Raw genomic sequence first — 24,371 nt, forward strand, 5'->3', positions numbered from 1 at the left:
GGGGGCTGCGCCGGACTGGACCGCTACCAGACAACGGAACCCGAATGGCAGAAACCGCCAAGGAAATCATCCAGGTCAACCTGGAAGACGAGATGCGCAAGAGCTACCTCGATTACGCCATGAGCGTGATCGTGGGCCGCGCGCTCCCGGATGCGCGCGACGGCCTCAAGCCGGTGCATCGCCGCGTGCTGTTCGCGATGAATGAACTCAACGCGCACAGCAACAAGCCCTACTTCAAGTCGGCGCGTATCGTCGGTGACGTCATCGGTAAGTACCACCCGCATGGCGATCAGTCGGTATACGACACGCTGGTGCGCCTGGCACAGCCGTTCTCGCTGCGTTACATGCTGGTCGATGGCCAGGGTAACTTCGGCTCCATCGATGGCGACTCCGCCGCGGCAATGCGATACACCGAAGCGCGCATGTCGCGCCTGGCGCATGAGCTGATGGCGGACATCGACAAGGAAACCGTCGATTTCCAGCCCAACTACGACGAAAAGGAACTGGAGCCGACGGTCATGCCGACCCGGTTCCCGAACCTGCTGGTCAACGGTTCGGCCGGTATCGCGGTGGGCATGGCGACCAACATCCCGCCGCACAACCTGAGCGAATCGATCAACGCCTGCATCGCGCTGATCGACAACCCGGAAATCGACGTCGACGGCCTGATGGAGTACATCCCGGGCCCGGATTTCCCGACCGCCGGCATCATCAACGGCACCGCCGGCATCGTCGCCGGCTACCGCACCGGCCGTGGCCGCGTGCGCATCCGTGCCAAGGCCGATATCGAAGTGGCCGACAACGGCCGCGAATCGATCATCGTCACTGAAATTCCTTACCAGGTGAACAAGGCGCGTCTGATCGAGAAGATCGCCGAGCTGGTCAAGGAAAAGAAGATCGAAGGCATCAGCGAGCTGCGCGATGAGTCCGACAAGGACGGCATGCGCATCTACATCGAGATCAAGCGCGGTGAATCTGCCGAGGTTGTGCTGAACAACCTGTACCAGCAGACGCAGATGGAATCGGTGTTCGGCATCAACATGGTGGCGCTGGTCGATGGCCGCCCGCAGTTGATGAACCTCAAGCAGATGCTGGAGGCGTTCGTCCGCCACCGTCGCGAAGTGGTCACCCGCCGTACCGTGTTCGAGCTGCGCAAGGCGCGCGCCCGTGCCCACGTGCTGGAAGGCCTGACCGTCGCGCTGGCCAACATCGACGAGATGATCGAACTGATCAAGACCTCGCCGAACCCGAACGAAGCACGCGAACGCATGCTGGCCCGCGTGTGGGAGCCGGGCCTGGTCGGTGCGATGCTGGGTGCCGCCGGCGCCGAAGCCTCGCGCCCGGAAGACCTGCCCAAGGGCGTGGGCCTGATCGAGGGCGGCTACCAGCTGACCGAGATCCAGGCCACCCAGATCCTGGAAATGCGCCTGCACCGCCTGACCGGGCTGGAGCAGGACCGCCTGACCGATGAGTACAAGCAGCTGCTGGAAGTGATCGCCGGGCTGATCCACATCCTGGAAGATCCCGACCGCCTGCTGCAGGTGATCCGCGAAGAGCTGGTCAGTGTGAAGGCCGAATTCGGCGACGAGCGTCGTACCGAGATCCGCCACAGCGAAGAAGACCTGGACATCCTCGACCTGATCGCGCCGGAAGACGTGGTGGTCACCGTGTCGCATGCCGGTTACGTGAAGCGCCAGCCGGTGAGCGTGTACCGCGCGCAGCGCCGTGGTGGTCGTGGCCGTAGTGCGGCCGCGACCAAGGAAGAGGATTTCATCGAACAGCTGTGGCTGGTCAACACGCATGACACGCTGCTGACCTTCACCAGTTCGGGCAAGGTGTTCTGGCTGCCGGTCTACCAGCTGCCGGAAGCGGGCTCCAACGCCCGCGGCCGTCCGATCATCAACTGGATCCCGCTGGAACCGGGTGAACGCGTGCAGGCCGTACTGCCGGTGCGCGATTACGCCGATGGCCAGTTCGTGTTCTTCGCCACCAAGAACGGTACGGTCAAGAAGACCCCGCTGGGTGAGTTCGCCTTCCGTCTGGCGCGCGGCAAGATCGCGATCAACCTCGATGAGGGCGACGCGCTGGTCGGCGTCGGCCTGACCGACGGCCAGCGCGACATCCTGCTGTTCGCCTCCAACGGCAAGACCGTGCGCTTCGGCGAGGACAAGGTCCGCTCAATGGGCCGTACCGCCACCGGCGTGCGGGGCATCAAGATGCCGGCCGGCGAGGAGGTGGTCAGCCTGATCGTGGCCGAAAGTGCCGGTGGCATCGAGGACGAGAACGAGGACGACAGCGGTGTCGAGGAAGCCGCCGCCAATGGCGATGCGGTGATCGAAGGCGCCGACGACGCCAGCGTTCAGTACATCCTGACCGCGACCGAGAACGGCTATGGCAAGCGCACCCCGCTGCCGGACTATCCGCGCAAGGGCCGTGGCACCCAAGGCGTGATCGGCATCCAGACCACCGAGCGCAATGGCAAGCTGGTCGCCGCGGTGCTGATGGGCTCCAGCGACGAAGTCCTGCTGATCTCCGATGGTGGCACCTTGGTGCGTACGCGTGGCTCGGAAATCAGCCGCGTCGGCCGCAACACCCAGGGCGTGACCCTGATCCGCCTCTCCAAGGACGAGAAGCTGCAGGCGGTGGAGCGCATGGATGCCTCGATCGACGAGGACGAGGACGAGGTGGTTGCCGCCGCCCCGGCCACGACCGACGGCGCACCGGCTGCTGCCAGCAGCGAGGACGCCGCGCAGGAGTGATCCTGCCGCGAGCCTGAGGTACCGACGACGCCGGCCCTGTGCCGGCGTCGTCGTATCCGGGTGCCACGCATACGCGCGCGCTTCACGCAGGCGGTGGGATAACGGCGCATGCTGCCCCCGGAGATCGACGATGTCCGCCACGCCGCAGTCCGCTCCTGCTCCTGTCCGCGCCTCCCGGCATCCCCTCGTCACCGTGCTGTCGCTGCTGCTGGTCGTGCTCGGCCTGGTCATCGGCGGGCTCGGCGCGTGGCTGCTCAGCCTTGGCGGCTCGGCGTACTACGCCATCGCCGGACTCGGCCTGCTGGCCAGCGGAATCCTGCTGTTCGGCAACCACCGCAGCGGCGCGCTGCTGTATGCGCTGGTGTTCGTCGGCACGCTGCTGTGGACCTGGTGGGAATCGGGCAGCGACTACTGGCGCTGGGTACCGCGGCTCGGGCTGGTGACTGCGCTCGGCATCGTGCTGGCGCTGCTGGCGCCGACACTGCGCGAGCCGGTTTCAAAACGCCTGTCGCGCAGCGTGGCGGGCGTGCTGATGCTGGTGTTCGTGGCCGCCTTCGGCCTAGCTTTCGCGCCGCATGGTGAAGTGGATGGGCATCAGCCGTTCCCGGAAGGCGCGGTCAGCGCCGGACTGGAACCTACGCGCGATACCACGGGCCTGCAGCCGGGTGACCAGCCCGCCGAGGGCGACTGGCCGGCGTGGGGCCGCAGCAATGCGGGCACCCGCTATTCGCCGCTGCAGCAGATCACCCCGGCCAATGTGGCCACGTTGCAACCGGCCTGGCAGTTCCGTACCGGGGATATGCCGAAGAAGCGCTGGGGTGCCGAAACCACGCCGCTGAAGATCGGCGACCGCCTGTACCTGTGCACCGCACGCAACCGCCTGATCGCGCTTGATGCTGCCAGCGGCAAGGAACTGTGGCGGTTCGATCCAAAGGTGAAGGATGCCTCGATTCCCTATACCGCTGCCTGTCGTGGTGTGAGCTATTACGAGCAGCCCAGCACGCCGACCCTTGCCGACGTGGCATTGGCCGATGTCGCTGCCGATCTGGCCCTGCCGGAGCCGCCGCCCAGTGTCACCCGCAGTGCTGCACCGGGCAGTCGACCGGCGTGCTGGGCGCGTATCATTGAAGGCACGCTGGACGGTCGCATCATCGCGGTGGACGCGGACAGCGGCCGCCCCTGCGCCAACTTCGGCAACAACGGCCAGGTCGACATCACCCTGGGCATGGGCGAGGTGCCACCGGGTTACGTGTCGATCAACTCGCCGCCGGCCATCGTGCGCGGCGTGATCGTGACCGGTCATCAGGTGCTGGACGGGCAGCGCCGCGATGCGCCGTCGGGCGTGATCCAGGCGTACGACGCCATCACCGGCAAGCTGCGCTGGGCGTGGGACATGGACCAGCCCGAGCGCAGCGGCCTGCCGCCGCGCGAGCAGACCTACACGCGCGGCACCCCCAACATGTGGACCACCGCCACCGGTGATGAAGCGCTGGGCCTGGTCTACCTGCCGCTGGGCAATGCCGCGGGCGACTACTGGAGCGGCTCGCGCACGGAAAACCAGAACCGCTATTCCACCTCGCTGGTGGCGATCGACGTGGCCACCGGCAAGCCGGCCTGGCATTTCCAGGCGGTGCGCAAGGATGTGTGGGACTACGACCTGGGTTCGCAGGCCAGACTGATCGACTACCCGACGGCGGCGGGCAAGGTGCCGGCGATCCTGCTGCCGACCAAGCAGGGTGACATGTACATCCTCGATCGCCGCAACGGCCAGCTCCTGACTGCCGCCGAAGAGCGCAAGGTGCCGGTCGGCGGCGTCGAACCCGAGCAGCGTTCTCCCACCCAGCTGTTTTCGCTGTACCACACGCTGCGCCGCGAACATGACCTGACCGAGCGTGACATGTGGGGCATCACCCCGATTGACCAGCTGGTCTGCCGCATCCAGTTCCGCAAGGCGTACTACGAAGGGTTCTACACGCCGCCGAGCAGCGAGCGACATTCCATCGAGTACCCCGGCTACAACGGCGGCTCGGACTGGGGCAGCGTATCCATCGATACGCGCCGCGGCGTGATCGTGGCCAACTACAACGACATGCCCAACTACAACCGGCTGGTGCCACGCGCGGAGGCCGACCGGCTGGGCTGGCTGCCGCGCGAGAAGGTCCGGTTCGACAAGGGCGGTGCCGAAGGCGCGGGCGACCCGCAGGTGGGTACGCCCTACGCCATCCAGGTCAACGCCGGCTGGCGGCTGCCGTTCACCGGCCTGCTGTGCAAGCAGCCGCCCTATGGCGGTATCCGTGCCATCGACCTGCGCACCGGCAAACTGCTGTGGGACCGTCCGTTTGGCAGTGCGCGCGGCAACGGACCGTTCGGCATCCGTTCCGGCCTGCCGATCGAGATCGGCACGCCGAACAACGGCGGTTCGGTAGTGACCGCCAGCGGCCTGATCTTCATCGCCGCCGCCACCGATGACCTGCTGCGCGCCATCGACCTGAAGACCGGCAAGGAGCTTTGGCACGCCAAGCTGCCTGCCGGCGGCCAGGCCAATCCGATGGTGTACGAGCAGGGCGGGCGCCAGTACGTGGTGATCATGGCCGGCGGCCACCATTTCATGGAAACCCCGAACGGCGATTACGTGATTGCGTTTGCGTTGCCCAGGTAGGGCCGACGGGGTAGAACCGGCTGGGTAGAGCCGACTGGATAGAGCCGACTGGATAGAGCCGACTGGGTAGAGTCGACTGCTCTTCTCTCCCATGCTGGAAAGCCCGCGCTTCGCGCGATAGTCGACTAACAGTCGACTCTACCCAGGCGACTCCACATCCCCGGACGCTGCATCAAGATGATCCCTGATCCTGACGTTGGCAGTGAACCGATGTCGAGCATCCATCCTGGCGGGCATTCTCGAACTCATGCCCAGCCCTCAACTGCTTGCCGGCCGCCGATCCATAGTCGGCAACGTCTACACCATCACCATGGTGTGCCGGAACCGCCATCGTGTTTTCGATAGCCCTGCCAATGCCGACCTTGCCATGCAGCTCCTCGGATCGATGGATCGGGAAGGCCTGACTGCATCGTTTGCCTGGGTGATCATGCCGGATCACATCCACTGGCTGGCTCAACTTCGTGGCCATTCGCTGGGCTACTGCGTGCAGCGCTTCAAGGCGCGCAGCAGCTTTCTAATCAACCGGCGGCGAGGGAGCCAGGGTGCAATCTGGCAGGCGGGTTATCACGATCATGCGATCCGCAGTGACGCGTCGCTGCACAGGCACGCTTGCTACATTCTGGCAAATCCCGTTCGAGCCGGTCTTGCCGCGCAGATCGGTGACCATCCGTACGGATGGTGCCGCTGGCCGTTGAGCGAGCTTGAGTCGGCAGGCGAACGCGCATGGTGATGGAACCGACCGGGCAGAGTCAGCCGGGCAGAGTCGACCGGGTAGAGTCGACCGGGTAGAGTCGACCCGGTAGAGTCGACTGTTAGTCGCCTGCCTTAATCAATGCCGCCGAAGAGCCCGCACTGCGTGCGTTAGTCGACTAACAGTCGACTCTACCAGTCGCCGCTACGCGTTAGGTGCCGGCACCCGCACCATCTTCGTCATCAAGTGTTCCACCACACCCGCCGGGTCGGCCGCGCGGCCCACATGCGTGCTCGACATCTGCACGACCGAACTGCGCTTGGCGGTGAGGAAGTGGAAGCGGGCGCGCGCAGGCAGCTGTGCGATCGGTCCGGCGCTGGCGTCGCCGCGGCAGATGGCCACGATCGCATCCAGCCATGGTTGCAGCGCCTCCTGGTCCAACGCCGGCGCGAAGGCACGCAGGCGCGCAGGATCGATCTCGATGGCCGCTTCCAGATGGCGCGCGCCAGGGCAGGAGACGATCACCCCGACGTTGATGAACTCCTCGCGTTCCACCCGCGGTACCACGCGGATGACCGCATAGTCATACGTGTGCAGCGTGGGCACGGATGGCCTCCTGCACGAACACCGCACGCACTTTCAGGCGGTGCTTGAGATAATCGATGTAACCCTGGCGGTAGGCTTGGGGGCTGTCGAACGCCGGCTCGTGGACCAGCCAGCTGTCCGGCACCAGGCCGACGATGCGTTCAATCTCGGCATCGGTCAGGCGCGCGGCCAGCTCGGCATCCACCTCGGCGATGCGACTGGCGAACGACAGCAGCACATGGTCGCGGATCAGCACGAACGGCTTTTCGCACGCATCGCCGGCGTTGGCCCAGTCGTGATGGAAGTACATGGCCGCACCGTGATCGATCAGGTACAGCTTTCGATGCCACACCATCAGGTTCGGGTTGCGCGTGGTGCGATCGACATTGCTGGTGAACGCATCGAACCAGACGATGCGCGAGGCCAGGTCGGCATCCACCGGCATCGCTGCCGGGTCGTAGTTGATCGCGCCGGGCAGGTAGTCCAGGCCCAGGTTCAGGCCTTCGCTGGCGCGGATCAGCTCCTGGATTTCCGGGTCGGGCTCGGTGCGGGCGAACTCGCGGTCCAGCTCGACGAACAGGATTTCCGGAATCGGCAGGCCCAGCGTGCGTGCCATCTCGCCGGCGATCAGCTCGGCGATCAACGCTTTCGGGCCCTGGCCGGCGCCACGAAACTTCAGCACGGCCATGCCGTCGTCGTCGGTCTCGACCACGGCCGGCAGGGAGCCACCTTCCCGCAAGGGCGTGATGTAGCGGAGGGCATGTACGGTGCGCATGCGTGCATTCTAGCGTGGGTGCAGGCGCAACCCTCTGACCGGCGAGGACCGATTTCGGCCTTCACCTGTACCTTCCGCCTGCGATGGCAGCATCCTGCTACAGGAACCCTTGGGTTCATGGGCGTACTGGCACTCTCGATGCAGAGGCTCCAGGCTGGGTACCTGCTCGGCTGCCAGCGACGCGCACTGCGAAGCGGAAACCTCATCCACGATGTCCTGCAGGCTACGGAGGTGCACCGATGAGCGACGAATTCACTCCCATTCTGCCGACCTTGGACGATGCCAAGGCGGAAGAAATGATCGGCAAGGTCGTCCTGGTCGGGGTCACCCGCTATGGCGGCGACGGCCAGGTGAAGGGGCTGGAGCAGTACGCCGGCACGGTGTTGCGCATCAGCGCCGACGAGGGCGTGGTGCTGGCCGACGAGAATGATGGCCACGAGCGCTACCTGCCACCGATGCTGGACCAGTACCAACCAGCCGAACCCGGCGAGTACCGCATGCGCACCAGCGGCATGATCGTGGTCGACCCCGACTACCTGGCCACCTGGGACCTGCACGCGCAGCAGTAGTGCCAGGCCATGCCTGGCAGGTGCCGGCAGTTCCCCGGCACCTCCCGGAGCCGCACTTTGCCCCATCCGGCCACTAGCCCTTCCGGCCCATTCACGACAACCCCTGCGGTGCTAGATTCGGGTCCATGCCCGATTCCGGGCGCCCATTCACACCTCAGGGGATAAGGATGCTCATCCGTCGAACCTCTCTGGCAGCGGCGGTTGCCGTTGCCACCGTCGGCCTGCTGGCCGCTGGCCCGGCGCTTGCCGATTACGCGAAGCCGCCGGAACACCTGCTCAAGGTGTTGAAGGCACCGCCGCCGCCGGCGCCGAACGTGGCCCCGGGTGGCCAGCGCCTGCTGCTGACCACCGCGCAGACCTACCCGTCGATCAGCCGCGTTGCCCAGCCGTACCTGAAGCTGGCGGGTGTGCGCCTGGAGCCGAAGAACCGCAGCCGCCATGACACCCCAGGTGGCTACGGCATTCCGGCCTGCGTGGCCGACTTCACCCTGGTCGACATCGGCAGCGGCAAGGAAACCAAGGTCAACCTGCCGCAGGGCTGCGCCACCGGCGCGCTGTGGTCGGCCGATGGCAGCCATTTCGCCTTCCAGAATGCGATCGATACCAGCGTGCAGCTGTGGGTGGGCGATGCGGCCACCGGGCAGGTGAAGCAGGTGCCGAACGTGCAGCTGAACCCGATCTTCGGCTACACCGTGCAGTGGCTGGGCGGCAGCCAGAACCTGCTGGTGAAACTGGTACCGGCCAACCAGGGCCCGGCACCTTCCAACGGCGGCGTACCGACCGGCCCGGATGCACAGGAGTCGCTGGGCAGCAGTGGCGAGAGCAGCACCTACGAGGCCCGCGACACGCTGACCAGCGTGCATGACGAGAAGCTGTTCGCTTATTACGGTGCCTCGCAGCTGGCCGTGGTCGATACCGCCGCCAACAGCGTGCGTCCGGTCGGGCAGCCGGCGCTGTTCAACGAAGTCAGCGCTGCACCCGATGGCGTGCACGTGCTGACCGAATCGATCAAGGCGCCATACTCGCATGCGGTGACCTACCAGCGCTTCGCCAACGACGTGGCCGTGCTGGATATCGCCAGCGGCAAATCCACGAAGATTGCCAGCCTGCCGTTGGCCGACCGCGTGCCGGTACATGGCGTGCCGGAAGGCCCGCGTGGCTTCGACTGGCGTGCCACCGATCCAGCTACCCTGGTCTATGCCGAGGCACTGGACAAGGGCGACTGGAAGGTCAACGTGCCGCACCGCGACCGCGTGCTGATGCTGAAGGCCCCGTTCAACGGCAAGCCGACCGAAATCACCCGTACCGCGCAGCGATTTGAGGGCTTCGCGTGGACCGCCGATCCGGCCGTGGCGTTCCAGTACGAGAACGACGAGAACCGCCACTGGATGCAGACCCGCATCGTCGATGTGGACCAGCCGAAGAAGGAAGGCCGCCTGCTGTGGGACATGTCCAGCGACGAGCTGTATGGCAACCCCGGCAACCTGGTCTTTACCCGCCTGCCGAATGGCGCGCAGGTGGTGCGCCGTGAGGGCAACCATGTGTTCCTCAGCGGCCGTGGCGCGTCGCCGCAGGGCGACCGTCCGTTCCTGGACCGCCTGGACCTGGGCACCCTGAAGAGCGAGCGCCTGTTCCGCAGCAGTGCCGACGCCTACGAACAGTTCCTCGGTTTCAGCAGCACGCCGGGTCGCTACCTGACCTGGCACCAGTCGGTGATCGATCCCCCGAACGCCTTCATCCGCCAGCAGGGTGAGGCAGTGGCTGATGCGAAGACCGGCGAGGCGCAGTTCGCGTCCACCGCGACCGCGCTGACCAAGCTGGTCGACCCGACCCCGGAGGTGCGCCAGATCAAGAAGCAGCTGGTGACCTACAAGCGTGCCGACGGCGTGGACCTGTCGTTCACCCTGTACACGCCGCCGGGCTACAAGGAAGGCCAGCGCGTGCCGGCGATCCTGTATGCGTACCCGGCCGACTTCGCCAATGCCGCGCAGGCCGGCCAGGTGTCCGGTTCGCAGCAGACCTTCACCCGTCTGCAGCCGTACCGCCTGATGCTGCTGGCCGGCTACGCGATCATCGACAACGCCTCGTTCCCGATCGTGGGTGACCCGAAGAACGCCTACGACACCTACCTGGAGCAGCTGGAAGCCGACGCCAAGGCGGCGGTGGACAAGGCCGTGGACATGGGCGTGGTCGACCGCAACCGCATCGGCGTGACCGGTCACAGCCACGGCGGCCTGATGACCGCCAACCTGATCGCGCACACCAAGCTGTTCAAGGCCGGCGTGGCGACCAGTGGTTCGTACAACAAGACCTTCACCCCGTTCGGCTTCCAGAACGAACGCCGCTCGGTCTGGCAGGCGCAGGACGTGTACCTGAAGGCCTCGCCGTTCTTCTATGCCGACAAGATCAAGCTGCCGCTGCTGCTGGTCCACGGCGAGGACGACGCCAACCCGGGCACCGAGCCGTTCCACTCGCGCAAGCTGTACCAGGCGATCCGCGGCAACGGCGGTACCACCCGCCTGGTGATGCTGCCGAACGAGCCGCACTGGTACACCGCGCTGGAGTCGAACGAGCAGCTGGTATCGGAAATGCTGAACTGGTTCGACACCTACGTGAAGAACGCCAAGTGAAGGAACAGGAAGGCCACCTCCGGGTGGCCTTCCTGCATCCTGCTGTAACCAGCCGCACGCGCTCTGCAATCAACTGTGGAGACTCGGTAACGACGTGTTACCGGCACATTCGCATGCCACGCAGATGGGCTAGGCTGACCCTGTGAGTTCGTCCCGGGTCGGTGCAATGAAAGCCATCGTTCTTGCTGCAACGTTGTCGTTGGTCCTGGTTTCAAACGCCCATGCCCAGTCGCTGCCCACCGAGCTGGCGCAGCTGGGGATCATCGCCGGCATGCCCTACGCCAAGGCCAAGCGCCTGCTGGATGCTGCGGGATGGCAGGTGAAGCCGGCGCAGGGCGCGCCGGAATCGCTGGAGGGCTTTCCGGAAGTGGGGTGCCAGAAGGGCGGGAAGCAGTGCGCGACGACCTTCGAGAAGGGTGAACAGCAGATTGCGGTGCGGCTGGGCACTACCCTGGCAGGGCAGCCGTTCGTGCAGAGCGCTGATTGAGCACCCGAGCTCACGCCAGCGGCAGGCGGTCCTGCGCATGTGCCAACCGGTCGTGCAGTTCGCGCACGTGCTCGGCCTTGGCATGGATGCGCGTGGTATCACCGAAACTGCGCAGGTAGGCGCACGCGGCGAAGCCGGCACTCTTCTTTTCGTACTCGGCAATCCAGGCCAGGCGATCCGGGTTGTTGGCCTGCTCGGCTGACCACGCGGCCACCGGCGGACGGATGCGGTACCTCAGGCCAACGCGCCACGGCTTTGGTGTCAGGCGCGCACGGAAGCAGTGCTGCAGCCGGCACATGCGCGCGTACAGGGTGTCGGCGCCCAGCGTTCTGAAGAACGCCTGCAGCTGCTCGTCTTCGGGCAGGAACGTGGCATGCATGGCCAGCACGCGCAATCCAGCCGGCGTGCGGTACGCACGCAGATGCCAGTCCGGATGCTGTTCGCTGAAGGCCCCGACCCGTTGCAGGGCTACGCCTTCGGCGCCACCGGCCGCGGCCAGGCGCCGCTTGCGCTGCATCAGCATCGCCGTGTTGACCAGCAGCACCGCTGCTACCCCCAGCACCAGTCCCACCAGCCAGTGCCAGAGCAGAGTGCCGATGACGGCGCCAGCGAACAGCAGCACTGCGGCGATGATTGCAGGCATCACGCAACCGGCAGGTGGCTGCGTATGATCGATGTCGGCGAACAGCACGTCCGGGGTGTTCAGGCACAGCGCACCGTAGCTGTTGCGTGTAATGATGACGTCGCCTTCGCGCTGCACGATCTGCTCGCGGATCGGCACGCCCTCCACGCCGTAGTTGCTGCGCACTTCGCGTCGCGGAAGCGCCTGCCCGGCGAGGATGGCATTGAGGGCTTCGTTGGCGCGGCGATCGGCGTGCACCTGCGCCTCGGCAGGGCCTTCGTCGGACCAGCCGAAGCGGCGCACGACCACCGGCCGGCCACGGAAACGGGCCTGCAGGCGGGCTTCGGCCCAGTACGCGGGAACGATCATCATCGTGCGGTGCTCCATCTTCCATGGCAGGTGCCGAAGCGAGTCTGGCACAGCGCCGGTGCGCCCGCATCCGCCTGCTGCAGTGGGCCGGGCGGAGTGATAGATTGCGCGCTTCGCATGCACTCCACCAAGGACGGAGCGATGTTCATGATCCTGCGCGGCCTGTTGGCCCTGGCCTGTGCCGGGGCGGTAGGCGTGGCCACGGCAGCGGTTCCGGCCGGGCCACAGATCGTCACCGAGGATGTCAGTCGTTTCTACGCGCTTTACGACAGCGCTGGCGGTAAACCCAGCGTTGCGCAGTTGCGGGGATACATGGCCGAGGGTTCGACGGGCCTGGCCGAGCTGGCGAAGGCACGCCGGGTCACTCCCGAACGCATTGCCGAGTCCATCGCCAGCCAGCCCGAGCTGTATGCACAGGGACGAAACTGCCTGGCCGAACTGCCCGCGGTGAAGCAACGCCTGACGCAGGTGTTTTCCAACCTGCAGGCGATCTACCCGCAGACCCGGTTCCCGCCGGTGACCATCGCGGTGGGCCGCGGCCGGCCGGTCGGGCTGACCTCGAAAAGCGGCGTGATCATTGGCCTGGAAGCGCTGTGCGCGGCCGACTTCATGAATGCCAATGTGCAGGATCGCTTCGTGCATGTGATCGCACACGAATACGTGCACATCCAGCAGACCGGCCTGATCGACTTCGAGCCGGGTGACCCGCGTGCCACGGTGCTGCGTGTTTCGCTGGGCGAGGGCATCGCCGAGTTCATCGCCGAGCTGATTTCCGGCAACGTCGGCAATGGGCGTCACGCGGCCTGGACCCGTGGCCGGGAAGTGCATATCGAAAGCGCGTTCGCGCTGGATCTGGACAGCACCGATCTGTCGCCGTGGCTGTACAACTACAAGCCTGGCTCGCAGGAACCCTACGACCTGGGGTACTGGGTGGGTTACCGCATCGCCAAGGCCTATTACCTGCAGGCCAAGGACAAGCGTGATGCGGTGCGTGCGCTGATCCAGCAGGACAACCCGAAAACGATCCTGGCCGCCAGCGGCTGGACGCCGGGCATGTGGATGCCGGCGAAAGTCACGGGTGTAGCGGCGCGTACGGCTGCACGCTGAGCACAGGGCAGGGCGTTAGACTGCGCAGGATGATTTCAGGAGTACCCGCATGCGTGGACCTGTTGAGCTTGCCGCTGCAACCGTCGTGACGTTGGGCCTCGCGTTGGCTTCTCCGCTGGGTGCCGCCGAAGTCGTCGCAGTCAATCCGCTGCTGCAGACGCCCATCGACCAGTTGCGCCCAGACGAGGTTCGTTTCATGCAGCAGCGCCTGGCCGATTTTCCGGAGCTGCAGCGCTATCGTGATGCCAACGCGCAACTGCCTGCGGCCGTGCCGGGCCAGCCGCGCGTGGTGTTCTTCGGCGACTCGATCACCGAAGGCTGGGGTGCGGAAGGCAGCGCTGGATTCTTCCCCGGCAAGGGCTGGCTCAACCGCGGCATCAGCGGCCAGACCACGGCGCAGATGCTGGTGCGCTTCCCGCAGGACGTGCTGGCACTGAAGCCACAGGTGGTGGTGATCCTGGCCGGCACCAACGACATTGCCGGCAACACCGGCCCGTCCACGCAGGCGATGATCGAGGACAACCTGCACGCGATGGTGGACCTGGCGCGTGCACATGGCATCGCCGTGGTGCTGGCATCGGTGCTGCCGGTCAGCGATTACCCCTGGTTGCCGGGAACAACGCCAGCGCCCAAGGTGCGTGCATTGAACACGGCGTTGAAGCGCTATGCCGATGCGAAGCAGGTGGTCTATCTGGACTACTACACGCCGATGGCCAATGCCGCCGGAGGACTCGATGCGCAGCTGGCCGAGGATGGCGTGCATCCCACGGCGAAGGGCTATGCGGTGATGGCGCCGTTGGCCGAGGCGGCGGTCAAGCGCGCGCTGCAGCAGAAGTAGCTTCTGCGGGCAGACTCGCCAGCAACCACTCACAGAAACTGATCACCAGCGGATCGGCCGCGCTGTCCTCATGCACCAGCCAGCTCCAGCGCGGGCCGCGCACGCGTGCCTCATCCAGCGGCTGCAGCAGCCCCTGATCGCAGGCGCGTGCCGCCAGCAGCTCGCTGACCAGGGCGATACCCAGCCCTTGGCAGGCAGCATCCAGCAGCTGCCCGGGTTCGGAGAAGTTCATGCCTTCGCGGCGCTGGCCGACATCGGCGCCCCCCTGTACCTGCCACTGGCTCCAGTCCATTTCGCGCTCGCCATGCAGGGTGAGGCGTTCGTGCACCGGCGTGGCGAGCAGGGCCGGATGGCAGGCCGGAAAGAGGCGATCCTGCAGCAGCACGCGATGCTGGCACTGCGCCTGTGAGTCGAGGTCATCGCGTACCGCCACGTCCAGCGTCTGCGTGGTCATATCCGGTGCCTCCTCGCTGGTCAGCAGCCACAGGTCGGCGTCGGGATGCAGGCGGTGGAAGCTGGCCAGGCGCGGCACCAGCCAATGCCGGGCAAAGGCTGGACTGGTGTTGACGATCAGTTGATTCGGCTTGCGGTACTGATCGAGCCGGCGGATGCCGCTGGCCAGCTGCCGCAGCAGGGACTGGGTGGTTTCCAGCAGGTCGATGCCGGCGTCGGTGAGGGTGACGCTGCGGCCCTGCCGGAAGAACAACGGCTGCTGCAGCGAGGCTTCCAGACCCCGGATCTGCTGGCTGATGGCCGACTGGGTCAGGTGCAGTTCCTCGGCCGCCCTGTGGAAACTACCCAGGCGGGCGGCGGCCTCGAAACCACGCAGCGCGTTCAGCGGTGGCCAATGCTTCAGCATTTCAGATAAGTAAAACTGTTCAATTGGTGGCTGAATCTATCGTTTGTGCTTATCGATACGCAAGCGCAGCATAGGTCCATCCCACACCGGCCCTGGAGCCCGTCATGAGCAGCCGTCGTCACTTCCTCACCCAGCTGGCGGGCGCCGCTGGCCTTGGCGGCCTGGCCGCCCTCGGCCTGACGGGGCTGCCGACGCGCGTATCCGCAGCGGGGCCGGGTGCGGGTATCTGGCGCATGCCGGACGAGCACGGGCCGCAGGAACGCGTTTTCCTGGCCTTCGCCGCGCAACCGCGGGTGTGGGGCGCGCAGGCCGATGCGGTGAACACCGCCGTGGCACGCCTGGCCCGCACCATCGCCCGCCACCAGCCCGTTAGTGTGCTGTGCCGCCCGGCGCAGCGGAAGCTGGCGCAGGATCGCTGCGGCCGCGACAACATCGAGTTCCTCGAGGGGCCGCTGGATGACATCTGGGTGCGCGACTACGGCGGATGTTTCGTCACCGATGGCAAGGGCGGGCTGGGCCTGGTTGATTTCAACTTCAACGGCTGGGGCGGCAAGCAGAGCGCACGGAACGATGGTGCGGTGGCGCCGTGGCTGGCGCAGGTGGCCGGTGCCACGCTGCTGGAAAGCGATCTGGTGGGCGAGGGTGGCGGCATCGAAGTCGATGGCCATGGCACGGCCATCCTCACCGAAAGCTGCTGGGTGAACCGCAATCGCAATCCCGGCTGGTCGCGCGCGGATATCGAGGCCGAGCTGATGCACCACCTCGGCCTGCGGAAGGTGATCTGGCTGCCCGGCATCGCCGGCGAGGACATCACTGACGCACACGTGGATTTCTATGCGCGCTTCGTGCGTCCGGGCGTGGTGATCGCCAATCTGGACGACGATCCGGAGTCCTACGACTACGATCTGACCCGCGAGCACCTGGAGATTCTGCGCGGCGCCACCGATGCCGATGGCCGTCGTCTGCAGGTGCACACGCTGCCGCCGCCGCTGGACGGGCGCGACAACGTGCATACCCGCGACAACGATGATCTGGCGATGGGCTACATCAACTACCTGCCGATCAACGGCGCGGTGGTCGCGCCGCAGTTCGGTGACGACGCAGCCGATGGCTACTGCCGTGAACTACTGGAAGACATGTATCCCGGTCGTGTGATCGAACAGGTGGACATCGATGCGATCGCCGGTGGCGGTGGCGGCATCCATTGCGTGACCAAGAACATGCCGAAGGTAGGCTGAGGTGCCTCAGGCGTCGTCCTGCTTCAATGCGGCATCGGCAGCCAGCAGCGCCTCGGCGGCTGCACTGAGCGGCGGTGACGGCGGGGCAACCACACCGATCGCTTCCATCATCTTCGGCATGCCCAGGAACTGGCGCGCGCGACGGTCGTAGATGCCGGTGACCAGCAGCGCACGGGTGGCGATCTTCTGCTCGGGCCCGATCAGCACGCGCTGCTCCATGATGCCGCGCGAGCCGACCCAGCCGACCAGGCGCGTTTCCAGGGTGAAGCGCTGGAACGGCTTCAGCTCGCGGCGGAACTGGATGGTGCCGGCGCCGACGATTGGTGCCCACTTCTCGCGCAGTGCCACCCGGCCCAGGCCCATGCGCAGGATCAGGTCCAGCCGGCCCAGGTCGAAGATGTTCCAGTAGCGGCCGTTGGTCATATGCAGGTTGCTGTCCAGGTCGTTGGGCAGCACCCGGAACTGCAGCCGCGAGACCCCGAACGGCGCCTCCAGCTTCGGCCGGAACAGGCTGCACAGCAGCAGGTGGAGCAGGCGGAACCAGAGATTCATGGTTATGACGACTGTTATAGAATCGCCGATACGCTAATTTATGACGACTGTCCTGGCAAGGAGCCTGCCGTGAGCCCGCGCCCCTCTGATGCGCCACAACGCGTGATTGATGCTGCGGCACAGATGCTGGCGCGCGTGGGTCTCAATGCCACCAGCATCCGTGAGGTGACCAAGCTGGCCGAGGCGCCGCTGGGTTCCACCTATCACCACTTTCCCGGCGGCAAGCAGGAGCTGCTGGCGCGCGCCACCCACATGGCTGGTGACAAGGTGGAGGCGCTCCTCGTTGAGTTGTTGAAGGGCGGGGCCGTGCAGGGCCTGCAGCAGTTCCTGGCGATGTGGCGCGAGCGCCTGCTGCGGTCCGGGTTCCGCGCGGGTTGTCCGGTGCTGGCCGTTGCCGTCGAAGAGCCGGTCGAGGCGGTTACCAGCCAACCGCGCGTGGCCGCCGCAGAGGTGTTCGTGCGCTGGCAGGGGCATCTGGCCGCAGCCTTCATTGCCGACGGCCACGAACCTGCGGCGGCGGATGGACTGGCCAGCCTGGTGATCGCCAGCGTGGAAGGCGCCGTGGCGATGTGCCGCGCACTGCAGGACATCGCTCCGTTTGATCGGGTAGCAGCGCAGTTGCTGAAGGCGGCCGCGCCTCCTTGATCCGGCTATACGTGTGCGGAAGACGCGCAGCAGGTCATCGGAAGATCATCAGGTAGCCCCAGCCGAGCACGATGGGCAGGAAGGCAGCGATGGCCGACGCGCCAAGCCAACGCAGGTAGCTGCGGGAGGCGGGGCATCCCTGCCGCTTGAGGGCCCAGGCATGCGTCGGGAGCACCAGCAACGCCTGCACCGCAAAGGTGGCCACGGCGGCAAGCCATGCCACCAGGACGCCGAGGCAGCCATCGCTGAAGCAGCGGCTACCAAACCACGAACCCCAACCGGCGAGGCCGATCATTGGAACGAACATCACGAGCGCGGTGGCGCGGGTGAACTGGGAGGCGTGCATGCCGTGGCGCATAGCTCTTCTGGTGGAAAATCATAATCCAGCCGCCGGCGCGCGGGTACAAGGCCGGCGCCAGTGCGGCCTGTGGGTGATGGACCCACGGCCCCATCGCGCTAGAATCCGTCCACCACCGCCTACGCGTGCCCGGCAAGGATGTCCGCATGCAGTATCAGGTTTCTGAGGTCCCTGGCCGCAATGCCACGCGCCCGCTGGCGGCGGCATGAAGAACTCGCGCCATTTTTCAATCAGTGCATTGAAGTTGCCCAGGAGCCGCGGCAGTGAAGTCGTGCGTGCGGCTGGCCGCGCACGCGGTGGCCATGATCGTCGCGTTGACCGGCGCCACCGTTTTCCATGCCTCGGGTCTGCAGTGGGCGGCCGCTGTCGATGCAATGCCGCTGCGCTACCCGATGGCGGTAGTGCTGGCCGGGTAGTACTGCAATTCCGGGCGATTTCCTCTGTGCTTCACTTTTTCCAGGATCTTCATGCGACAGCGCATTGCAAGGAAACGCGTCCTGGCCACAACGGTCGTTCTATCGATGGTTGCAGTCGTAGCGCTGATGGTCAGCGTGCGCCCGCAGTGGCGGCGGGAAGTCGGCCCGCCTCCGATCAATCTGGGAACGGCACGGATGCAGGCCGAAGTGATGGCAGAGCTCATCGACCTGCGACCGACACCGCCAGGAAAGCCGCCGGTTCCACCGATTCCAATGAGAGGAGTCTCCTCCCCGATGCTGGCCGGTAACAGTGGGTTCGCGACCGCAGCGGTGCGGTTGGAAGACGTCGCGCCAGCACACTTCGAGCCGCGCGGCTGGGAGCCCGACATTCCATTCGCTGTGATGGAATGGACTGCGCCTTCCTGCGGTGAAGGATATCCCGCCCCGGTCTGCCAGGTTCGTCACAGCGTCGTCGAGTGGCGCGATGATGACAGTGCGGCGTCCTTTCAACTGCAGCAGCATCTGGAGTCGATGCTGCAGGTTGCGAACCGCCGGGCTTCACGGGTACCCGGTCTCGCGTTCGAGCTTGCACACGTGCGGGCGCAACGGATGACGTGGGACGAGCTTCAGCAACGGCGCGCGCGCGGTATCGAGGGATGCACGGGTGGCCCGGGCAATCCGGATCTGGGCGTTGTCTATCTGCAGCGTCCTGTGTTCAGCCTGGATGGGAACTGGGCAATGGCATCGGTCGCCTCGGATCTGTGCAGTGGAGGAACGGCGATGCGTGTCCTCTACCTTCTGCATCGCAGGAAGGGCGGCTGGGAGCGTGTTCGAGTGGAGCCTGTCCGCCATATGAGCTTTGGACAGGGCCTGTGGCCCGCGTTGCCGGAGTCGTGATGATAGATACCTCGTTCAAGCCAAACCGTGACTGCCAACAACGGATCGCCTGGCGACGCATTGCATCGCTGGCGGCGGCGCTGTCGGCCTTGGCGCTCATGGCCGGGATCTGCAGCCTGCGCCCGAGGTGGCAGCAGGAGATCGGTCGGCTACCGATCAACCTGGGAACAGCGCAGATGCAGGCGGAGGCGATGGCGCTGGCGATCCGGCAGAGCCCCCCATTCCCCCCTCCACCCCCGCCAGTGCCGCAGCCAACGCCAGTTCTGCCATCGTCGCCGGGCGAGGTGCCCAGCGCACCGCAGACACCGTCCACGCGCGTTGATCAATGGCGCCCGCAGGAACAGCCGCAGTTGACCGACCCGGTGGGGGAGGACATCTACGTGATGGAGCAGACCTTGCCCTATTGCTGGCCGGGCAGCAGTGCCTCCATCTGCCAGGAGGTGGACGACCTGGTCCTGCCGCTGGACGACCGGTGGCCGCCGGACATCCATGCGCTGCGGTTGCAGCTGCAGGCGGACCTGGTTCCCGTCAATCGCCGGTCCACGCCAGTGCCTGCGGCCGCATTGGCCGGTGCGCAGCGGATGGACGGCGCGGGGCTTCGAGCGCTGCGGGAGCAAGGGTGCGGGGCAACGGTGCATGGGCCGACTCGGACATACGACCACGTCGCCTATCTGACCCGGCCTGTTTTCAGCGTCGATGGGCAGTGGGCTATGATTGCGGTCGCCTGGGATTCGTGTTCCGACGATTTCGTCTACCGGGAGCTTGTCGTGCTGCATCGGGAACAAGAACGCTGGATGGCCGAACCCCCGGAACGGGGTCTGGGCGGCGTATGGGACGGCCGCATACTGCGGCCCTGGACGTACAACCACTGACGAGGAAGAGCGCATGGATGTCGCTGCACGCAGGAACAGGACGTTGTTTCGTTGGATCATGGTGACGCTGCTGGCAGTATTGATGCCGTTTGCGGCACTGGCGCAGCCCGCAGCCGGGGAGGCCGATGGCGCCGAAGCCGCCACTGCCGCGGAAGAGGCGCGATGCCGCGCCTGCACCTACGAGCGTATCGGGCACAAGGTCGATATCGGGCTGGTTGCACTGGTGTCGCTGCTGGTGGTGGGCCTGCTGGTAGCGGCGTCCCGCGAGTGGGGCACCACCTCGCAGCGCTGGACCTGCCGCACGCTGGCTCTGTTGCTGGTGGGTGTCGGTGTGGCATTGCTGTGGTGGGCTGGCAGCGTCGTCTACCTGGGCTACAACCCGTGGCAGGAAATGGCCGCCCCTGTCGATGGTTCGCTTACCTCGACACTGCTCAACACCTCACCGAAGTGGCTGGCGGCGCTGGCGTTGATTGGTTTCGCACCTTCCATCTGGAAGCGCAGCGAGCGCCTGCCGGCCTGGCGTATCGGCTGATCCTGGAACGACGGCGCCGGATCACACCCGGCGCCGCCTGCGGTCATCAGTCAAAGCGCCAGCGCACGCCCGCATAGACGCCACGCCCATCGCCCGGGGTCGAGCGCGCGACATCCTTGCCGGCGTCGTCGTAGCCCGGCGTGACCGTGGCGGCGTAGTGGCGGTTGCCGAGGTTGCGCATCTCCGCCCAGGCCTGCCAGCGGCCACCGGGTGCGTCGTAGCCGATGCGGCTGCCGAAGATCACATGGCTGTCAGCCCAGTAGCTGTTGGCGTAGTCGACGGCGATGCGCGAGGCGTATTCGGTATTGAGCGCGGCGTACAGGCCGGATGCATGATCGAAGCGCAGCTCGGCCTGGTAGGCGTGGCGCGGCAGGCCGGGCAGGCGGTTGCTGCCGAAACGCGCGTCGTGGCGATAGCGGAAATCGCTGAAGGTATACGCCTGGCGCAGCGACAGGCGGCCCGGTGCAGCCTGCCACAGCGTGCTGTCCAATCCGGCCTCGATGCCGCGGTGAACGGTGGGGCTGGCGTTGTTCTCGGCGATGAACAGGTTCGGCACCGGTTGCAGTTCGACGCTCAGCAGTTCGTGGTTCACGTGTGCGTAGTAGCCGGTCAGTTCCCAGCGGCCCAGCGCCGCGTCACCGCGCGCGCCCAGTTCCAGCGTGGTGGCGGTCTGGTTCTGCATCGGCACCGGCGCGCGCTGGCGGTCGCTGGACGGGCCATTGCCTGGACCGAAGTACTGGTTCGAGCCCCAGATCATCGACCAGGGGTGCGGCGCCTCCACCGAGCGGCTGAGGTTGCCGAACCACTGGGTCTGGGCGCTGTGCTGCCAGGTGAAGCCCAGTCGCGGCGCATAGTCCCAGTCGTGGTCGCGCAGGCGGCCACCGCTGCTTGGCCAGGTCACCTGCACATCGCGGCGGGTGTTGATCAGCGCCAGCCCGGTCTGCATGCGCAGGCGGTCATTGAAGGTGAGGGTATTGCTGACGTGCAGCGTGCTGTCGGTGCCGTGGTGCCGGAAGTCACGCGTGCGCGTACCCGCGGCATAGCCGTTGCTGGCAAAGCGCAGCGACTCGCGCACATCGGCGTCCAGATCGTGGGTGACGCGCAGGCCGACCGTGGTCTCGCTGTCCAGGCCGAACAGCCGGTGGCGGCGGCGGTAGTCCAGCGTGGCGTTGAGGTTGGCGTAGTCCAGCTGCTGCCGGTACAGGCTCTCGTTCAAGTCCATCGGGTACTTGTGATAGACCAGCCCGGCCTGGAACGAGGAGTCCTCATCGATCTGCAGCGTGGTGACGTTGCCCACCCAGGTGCTGCCCGGCTGCGGGCGACGCGCATCGATGGCCAGGTTGGCCGCATTCGCGGCACGCGGATCGTTGCGGATCTGGTCGCGGGTCAGGCGGCCGGGCGTTTCATGATTGGTTTCGCGATAGCGCACGAAGAAGCGCGTCTGCAGGTCGGGCGTGATCTGCCAGCCGATGTTGGCCATCGCACCCTTGCCGTCGCCGCGCGCATGACGCTGGTAACCGTCGAACTCGGTATCGGTGTAGGCCAGGAAGTAGTCGACATCACCACTGACGCCGCCCCAGCTGATGCCGCGCTTCTGGTAGCCACGGCTGCCGGCTTCGTAGTGCAGCTGCACACCCGCCGAATCACGACCGCTACGGCTGACGTAGTCGATGGCACCACCCAGCGCCAACGCACCGCGCTCGAAGCCGTTGGCGCCGCGCAGGACTTCCACGCGCGACAGCCACAGCGGTTCCAGCAGCTCGTAGGGCGTGCCGCCCGGGCCGGTCAGTGGCAGGCCGTCGATCGACACCGCAATGCCCGAGGCGTGCGCGCCCGGGCCACGGTTGATGCCCGAGCCACGGATCGAGATCTTGGTGCCCTCATTGCCCGGCGACTGCGCGCTGATGCCCGGTTGGTAGGCCAGCACATCGGCGCTGGTGGACAGTCGGCTGTCGGCCTTGGCCACGTCGATCAGGTTGCTGGCGCCGGGAACGCGCTTCAGCGCCTCGCGCGCCTGCGCGCTGGCATCGGCGGCAGCGGTGACCTGCACGGCATCCAGCGTGGTGGCCTGTGGGGCCGCAGCGGCGGTGGAAGAGAGGCCGAGGGAAACGGCCAGGAACAGCAGCGAGGGGGTGGGGCGGTACGACGAGAGCGGCATGCGGGAATGCTGTAAACCACAAAAGTGGCGCGCAAGTTAACAGTTCGGCGGCGTCACGTCACCCACCGGCGGCGTATGGCCGCCCGCAACATCCATGTAGAGCCGAGTCCATGCTCGGCTATCGCGCGCAGCGCGGGTCTCCTGAGATTGCAACGAAGAGCAGCCGAGCATGGGCTCGGCTCTGCAGCAGGGTTTAGGGCGAGGGCTTCGCCAGCGCCTTGGCCTTCGCGTACAGCGCCTTGGCAATCTCTGCATCGCCCAATGCCGCATGGCACTCGGCCAGGCTGTCCCACGCGTTGGCCGAATCCGGATACAGCTCGGCGTTGAGCGCGAACACTTTCAGTGCCTTGCTGGCACCCAGACTCTCGCGGATGGCGTAGCCATCGGCATTGATCGCACGTTCCAGTTCGCCGGTGGGAACGCCATTGCTTTCGCGCAGCCAGCTACGCATCTGCGGTTTCGCATCGGTGCTGTCATCCCGCGCATAGCCGATCAGCCGCTCGGACAGCACAGCGTGCGGAAACTCCCCGGGCGCAACCACCGCCATCGTGCTCTCCACCAACGTGCTGGACCAGACATTGCGGGCGCTGCCGTTGGTCAGGTACACGAACACCCAGTAGCCGCTGGCCAGCGTGCCCTTGTAGGCCAATCGCGCACGTACACGGGTGCCACCATCGTGGCCGACCTGGGTGTAGCCGTCGCCGCGGGTGGTGTCCCAGCCAGTGGAGAAGAAATTGCTGCCGCCCCCGCTCAGTTTCTGCGGCTGCCAGAGTTTTTCCAGGGTTGCCGTATGCAGCAGCTTGCCGGTCGCCAGCGCCTGCAGGAAACGGTTCATGTCGCCCACGGTGGTCTGCAGGTCGGCATGGCCCCAGCCGTAGTCCGGCCAGGCATCTTCATTGGCCGGCTGCAGTTGGCCATCCTTGCCGATGTAAGGCACCGCCGCGCGCGTGGCTGGCACGCTGGCACCGCCCCACGAGGTGCTGGCCATCTTCAATGGCTGCAGGATGCGTTCGTGCGCGATGGCTGGGTAAGGCTTGCGGTAATGCGCTTCCAGCAAGGCGGTCAGCACCAGGTAGTTGGCCTGGGTGTACTGCACGCGGCTGCCGGTGGCGAACTGCATCGGTGTCGCGCCGGCCACCTTCAGTGCTGCTGCAAGGTCCGGCGCCACTCCGGTGTAGCCCTTACTCACCCAGCGGTTGTCCACCCGGTCGTAGTACTCGCCGATACCCGAGCTGTGGTTGAGGAAATCGCGTACGTGAATGGTCTGCCATGCTGATGGCAGGTCCGGCACATAGTGGCTGGCCGGCGCGTCCAGATCCACCTTGCCCTGGTCGACCAATTGCATCACCAGCGTGCTGGTCAGCAGCTTGGCCATCGACTGCGCGGCGAAGATGGTCTCGACGGTGGCGGGCGCATGGGTAGCGGGATCACTTTCACCGCTGGCGCCCTGGTACAGCACCTGGCCGTTGTGGGCGACCAGTACCGCCTGGCCGGCGATGCCGTAGCGCTCGCGGTTGGTCTGCAGCTGGGTGCTGAGCTGCTTGGAAAGATCGCCGGCAGTTTCAAGCGCCGAAACGGGTGGGATCGCAAACAGCGTGCAGAGCAATGCAACGGCCAGGGTGCGGTACATCGCGGTGATCCATCAGCGGTGATGGCGCATGTTGGTCACGTCGGAAGAGCGGGTCAAGGGCACCGATTCCCGCATCAGGGAGAGCCGGCCAGCGGCCGGCACTACCATACGTTTCCGGTAGTG

At 66.1% G+C, this 24,371-nt stretch carries 22 protein-coding genes; 14 read left to right on the forward strand and 8 right to left on the reverse strand.

Annotation, left to right across the window (positions count from 1 at the left end):
* Positions 1–44: 44 nt before the first annotated feature.
* The 3 genes from gyrA (at position 45) to AC5P5S_RS08005 (ending at position 6,148) form a co-directional block, all read left to right on the forward strand.
* The gene (gene gyrA / locus AC5P5S_RS07995) at positions 45–2,759 is read left to right on the forward strand and encodes a DNA gyrase subunit A (protein WP_005413900.1); all 2,715 of its coding nucleotides are present in this window, start codon (positions 45–47) and stop codon (positions 2,757–2,759) included.
* 130 nt (positions 2,760–2,889) lie between these two features.
* Positions 2,890–5,418, forward strand: a complete 2,529-nt coding sequence (locus AC5P5S_RS08000) for a membrane-bound PQQ-dependent dehydrogenase, glucose/quinate/shikimate family (RefSeq protein WP_495276301.1) — start codon at positions 2,890–2,892, stop codon at positions 5,416–5,418.
* A 247-nt stretch (positions 5,419–5,665) separates the two neighbouring features.
* A complete protein-coding gene (locus AC5P5S_RS08005) occupies positions 5,666–6,148 on the forward strand; it encodes an REP-associated tyrosine transposase (protein WP_024957222.1) in 483 nt (160 codons plus the stop codon).
* Between the two features lie 165 nt (positions 6,149–6,313).
* Here the strand turns inward: AC5P5S_RS08005 and AC5P5S_RS08010 are convergent, their stop codons facing one another.
* Both AC5P5S_RS08010 and AC5P5S_RS08015 read right to left on the reverse strand, forming a co-directional pair.
* Entirely contained in the window at positions 6,314–6,715 is a 402-nt protein-coding gene (locus AC5P5S_RS08010; protein WP_062607361.1) for a DUF3037 domain-containing protein, read from the reverse strand.
* On the reverse strand, positions 6,693–7,469 hold the full coding sequence (locus tag AC5P5S_RS08015) for a HipA family kinase (protein ID WP_024957220.1): 777 nt from the start codon (positions 7,467–7,469) through the stop codon (positions 6,693–6,695). The genes AC5P5S_RS08010 and AC5P5S_RS08015 overlap by 23 nt, the downstream gene beginning before the upstream one ends.
* 239 nt (positions 7,470–7,708) lie before the next feature.
* On the opposite strand from AC5P5S_RS08015, the gene AC5P5S_RS08020 reads away from it, so the two are divergent.
* The 3 genes from AC5P5S_RS08020 (at position 7,709) to AC5P5S_RS08030 (ending at position 11,155) form a co-directional block, all read left to right on the forward strand.
* Entirely contained in the window at positions 7,709–8,038 is a 330-nt protein-coding gene (locus AC5P5S_RS08020; RefSeq protein WP_005413891.1) for a hypothetical protein, read from the forward strand.
* Between the two features lie 167 nt (positions 8,039–8,205).
* A complete protein-coding gene (locus AC5P5S_RS08025) occupies positions 8,206–10,668 on the forward strand; it encodes a S9 family peptidase (protein ID WP_062607359.1) in 2,463 nt (820 codons plus the stop codon).
* Between the two features lie 166 nt (positions 10,669–10,834).
* Positions 10,835–11,155 carry a hypothetical protein gene (locus AC5P5S_RS08030; protein WP_005410210.1) on the forward strand — a complete coding sequence of 107 codons (321 nt, stop codon included), beginning with the start codon at positions 10,835–10,837 and terminating at the stop codon, positions 11,153–11,155.
* Positions 11,156–11,165: 10 nt separating this feature from the next.
* On the opposite strand, the gene AC5P5S_RS08035 is transcribed toward AC5P5S_RS08030, so the two are convergent.
* On the reverse strand, positions 11,166–12,149 hold the full coding sequence (locus AC5P5S_RS08035) for a hypothetical protein (protein WP_049459712.1): 984 nt from the start codon (positions 12,147–12,149) through the stop codon (positions 11,166–11,168).
* Between the two features lie 138 nt (positions 12,150–12,287).
* Here AC5P5S_RS08035 and AC5P5S_RS08040 point away from each other — a divergent pair, with 138 nt between their 5' ends.
* Together AC5P5S_RS08040 and AC5P5S_RS08045 are read left to right on the forward strand one after the other, a co-directional pair.
* The gene (locus tag AC5P5S_RS08040; RefSeq protein ID WP_062607357.1) at positions 12,288–13,253 is read left to right on the forward strand and encodes a DUF2268 domain-containing putative Zn-dependent protease; all 966 of its coding nucleotides are present in this window, start codon (positions 12,288–12,290) and stop codon (positions 13,251–13,253) included.
* A 49-nt stretch (positions 13,254–13,302) separates the two neighbouring features.
* Positions 13,303–14,091 carry an SGNH/GDSL hydrolase family protein gene (locus AC5P5S_RS08045; RefSeq protein WP_062607354.1) on the forward strand — a complete coding sequence of 263 codons (789 nt, stop codon included), beginning with the start codon at positions 13,303–13,305 and terminating at the stop codon, positions 14,089–14,091.
* Here the strand turns inward: AC5P5S_RS08045 and AC5P5S_RS08050 are convergent.
* The gene (locus AC5P5S_RS08050; protein ID WP_005413886.1) at positions 14,066–14,950 is read right to left on the reverse strand and encodes a LysR family transcriptional regulator; all 885 of its coding nucleotides are present in this window, start codon (positions 14,948–14,950) and stop codon (positions 14,066–14,068) included. The genes AC5P5S_RS08045 and AC5P5S_RS08050 overlap by 26 nt on opposite strands.
* 104 nt (positions 14,951–15,054) lie before the next feature.
* On the opposite strand from AC5P5S_RS08050, the gene AC5P5S_RS08055 reads away from it, so the two are divergent.
* Positions 15,055–16,188, forward strand: a complete 1,134-nt coding sequence (locus tag AC5P5S_RS08055) for an agmatine deiminase family protein (RefSeq protein ID WP_062607352.1) — start codon at positions 15,055–15,057, stop codon at positions 16,186–16,188.
* A 6-nt stretch (positions 16,189–16,194) separates the two neighbouring features.
* Here AC5P5S_RS08055 and AC5P5S_RS08060 read toward each other — a convergent pair whose 3' ends face one another.
* Positions 16,195–16,740, reverse strand: a complete 546-nt coding sequence (locus AC5P5S_RS08060; RefSeq protein WP_049397600.1) for a thioesterase family protein — start codon at positions 16,738–16,740, stop codon at positions 16,195–16,197.
* Between the two features lie 69 nt (positions 16,741–16,809).
* Between AC5P5S_RS08060 and AC5P5S_RS08065 the strand changes: the two genes are divergently transcribed.
* A complete protein-coding gene (locus AC5P5S_RS08065; RefSeq protein WP_024957212.1) occupies positions 16,810–17,385 on the forward strand; it encodes a TetR/AcrR family transcriptional regulator in 576 nt (191 codons plus the stop codon).
* A 34-nt stretch (positions 17,386–17,419) separates the two neighbouring features.
* Here AC5P5S_RS08065 and AC5P5S_RS08070 read toward each other — a convergent pair whose 3' ends face one another.
* The gene (locus tag AC5P5S_RS08070) at positions 17,420–17,731 is read right to left on the reverse strand and encodes a hypothetical protein (RefSeq protein ID WP_225792049.1); all 312 of its coding nucleotides are present in this window, start codon (positions 17,729–17,731) and stop codon (positions 17,420–17,422) included.
* 275 nt (positions 17,732–18,006) lie between these two features.
* On the opposite strand from AC5P5S_RS08070, the gene AC5P5S_RS08075 reads away from it, so the two are divergent.
* Genes AC5P5S_RS08075 through AC5P5S_RS08090 form a run of 4 tightly spaced genes read left to right on the forward strand, consistent with a single transcriptional unit; the run spans position 18,007 to position 20,460 of the window.
* Positions 18,007–18,159: a hypothetical protein gene (locus AC5P5S_RS08075; protein WP_005410201.1), complete on the forward strand. Its 153-nt coding sequence runs from the start codon at positions 18,007–18,009 to the stop codon at positions 18,157–18,159.
* A 51-nt stretch (positions 18,160–18,210) separates the two neighbouring features.
* The gene (locus tag AC5P5S_RS08080) at positions 18,211–19,056 is read left to right on the forward strand and encodes a hypothetical protein (RefSeq protein ID WP_024957211.1); all 846 of its coding nucleotides are present in this window, start codon (positions 18,211–18,213) and stop codon (positions 19,054–19,056) included.
* Positions 19,056–19,928: a hypothetical protein gene (locus tag AC5P5S_RS08085; protein WP_062607349.1), complete on the forward strand. Its 873-nt coding sequence runs from the start codon at positions 19,056–19,058 to the stop codon at positions 19,926–19,928. The genes AC5P5S_RS08080 and AC5P5S_RS08085 overlap by 1 nt, the downstream gene beginning before the upstream one ends.
* Positions 19,929–19,941: 13 nt before the next feature.
* On the forward strand, positions 19,942–20,460 hold the full coding sequence (locus AC5P5S_RS08090; RefSeq protein ID WP_043034615.1) for a hypothetical protein: 519 nt from the start codon (positions 19,942–19,944) through the stop codon (positions 20,458–20,460).
* A gap of 46 nt (positions 20,461–20,506) precedes the next feature.
* On the opposite strand, the gene AC5P5S_RS08095 is transcribed toward AC5P5S_RS08090, so the two are convergent.
* Entirely contained in the window at positions 20,507–22,618 is a 2,112-nt protein-coding gene (locus AC5P5S_RS08095) for a TonB-dependent receptor family protein (protein ID WP_062607346.1), read from the reverse strand.
* Positions 22,619–22,811: 193 nt separating this feature from the next.
* Positions 22,812–24,248, reverse strand: a complete 1,437-nt coding sequence (locus AC5P5S_RS08100) for a serine hydrolase domain-containing protein (RefSeq protein WP_495276302.1) — start codon at positions 24,246–24,248, stop codon at positions 22,812–22,814.
* Positions 24,249–24,371 lie beyond the last annotated feature (123 nt).

The organism is Stenotrophomonas sp. YJH_SMC_54 (assembly GCF_059368435.1).

Bases quoted from the DNA above. Each gene is read 5' to 3' on its own strand.
- gyrA (WP_005413900.1), top strand. From the start codon at position 45: ATGGCAGAAACCGCCAAGGAAATCATCCAGGTCAACCTGGAAGACGAG.
- AC5P5S_RS08000 (WP_495276301.1), top strand. From the start codon at position 2,890: ATGTCCGCCACGCCGCAGTCCGCTCCTGCTCCTGTCCGCGCCTCCCGG.
- AC5P5S_RS08005 (WP_024957222.1), top strand. From the start codon at position 5,666: ATGCCCAGCCCTCAACTGCTTGCCGGCCGCCGATCCATAGTCGGCAAC.
- AC5P5S_RS08015 (WP_024957220.1), bottom strand. From the start codon at position 7,469: ATGCGCACCGTACATGCCCTCCGCTACATCACGCCCTTGCGGGAAGGT.
- AC5P5S_RS08020 (WP_005413891.1), top strand. From the start codon at position 7,709: ATGAGCGACGAATTCACTCCCATTCTGCCGACCTTGGACGATGCCAAG.
- AC5P5S_RS08025 (WP_062607359.1), top strand. From the start codon at position 8,206: ATGCTCATCCGTCGAACCTCTCTGGCAGCGGCGGTTGCCGTTGCCACC.
- AC5P5S_RS08030 (WP_005410210.1), top strand. From the start codon at position 10,835: ATGAAAGCCATCGTTCTTGCTGCAACGTTGTCGTTGGTCCTGGTTTCA.
- AC5P5S_RS08035 (WP_049459712.1), bottom strand. From the start codon at position 12,149: ATGATGATCGTTCCCGCGTACTGGGCCGAAGCCCGCCTGCAGGCCCGT.
- AC5P5S_RS08040 (WP_062607357.1), top strand. From the start codon at position 12,288: ATGTTCATGATCCTGCGCGGCCTGTTGGCCCTGGCCTGTGCCGGGGCG.
- AC5P5S_RS08045 (WP_062607354.1), top strand. From the start codon at position 13,303: ATGCGTGGACCTGTTGAGCTTGCCGCTGCAACCGTCGTGACGTTGGGC.
- AC5P5S_RS08050 (WP_005413886.1), bottom strand. From the start codon at position 14,950: ATGCTGAAGCATTGGCCACCGCTGAACGCGCTGCGTGGTTTCGAGGCC.
- AC5P5S_RS08055 (WP_062607352.1), top strand. From the start codon at position 15,055: ATGAGCAGCCGTCGTCACTTCCTCACCCAGCTGGCGGGCGCCGCTGGC.
- AC5P5S_RS08060 (WP_049397600.1), bottom strand. From the start codon at position 16,740: ATGAATCTCTGGTTCCGCCTGCTCCACCTGCTGCTGTGCAGCCTGTTC.
- AC5P5S_RS08070 (WP_225792049.1), bottom strand. From the start codon at position 17,731: ATGCACGCCTCCCAGTTCACCCGCGCCACCGCGCTCGTGATGTTCGTT.
- AC5P5S_RS08080 (WP_024957211.1), top strand. From the start codon at position 18,211: ATGCGACAGCGCATTGCAAGGAAACGCGTCCTGGCCACAACGGTCGTT.
- AC5P5S_RS08085 (WP_062607349.1), top strand. From the start codon at position 19,056: ATGATAGATACCTCGTTCAAGCCAAACCGTGACTGCCAACAACGGATC.
- AC5P5S_RS08090 (WP_043034615.1), top strand. From the start codon at position 19,942: ATGGATGTCGCTGCACGCAGGAACAGGACGTTGTTTCGTTGGATCATG.
- AC5P5S_RS08095 (WP_062607346.1), bottom strand. From the start codon at position 22,618: ATGCCGCTCTCGTCGTACCGCCCCACCCCCTCGCTGCTGTTCCTGGCC.
- AC5P5S_RS08100 (WP_495276302.1), bottom strand. From the start codon at position 24,248: ATGTACCGCACCCTGGCCGTTGCATTGCTCTGCACGCTGTTTGCGATC.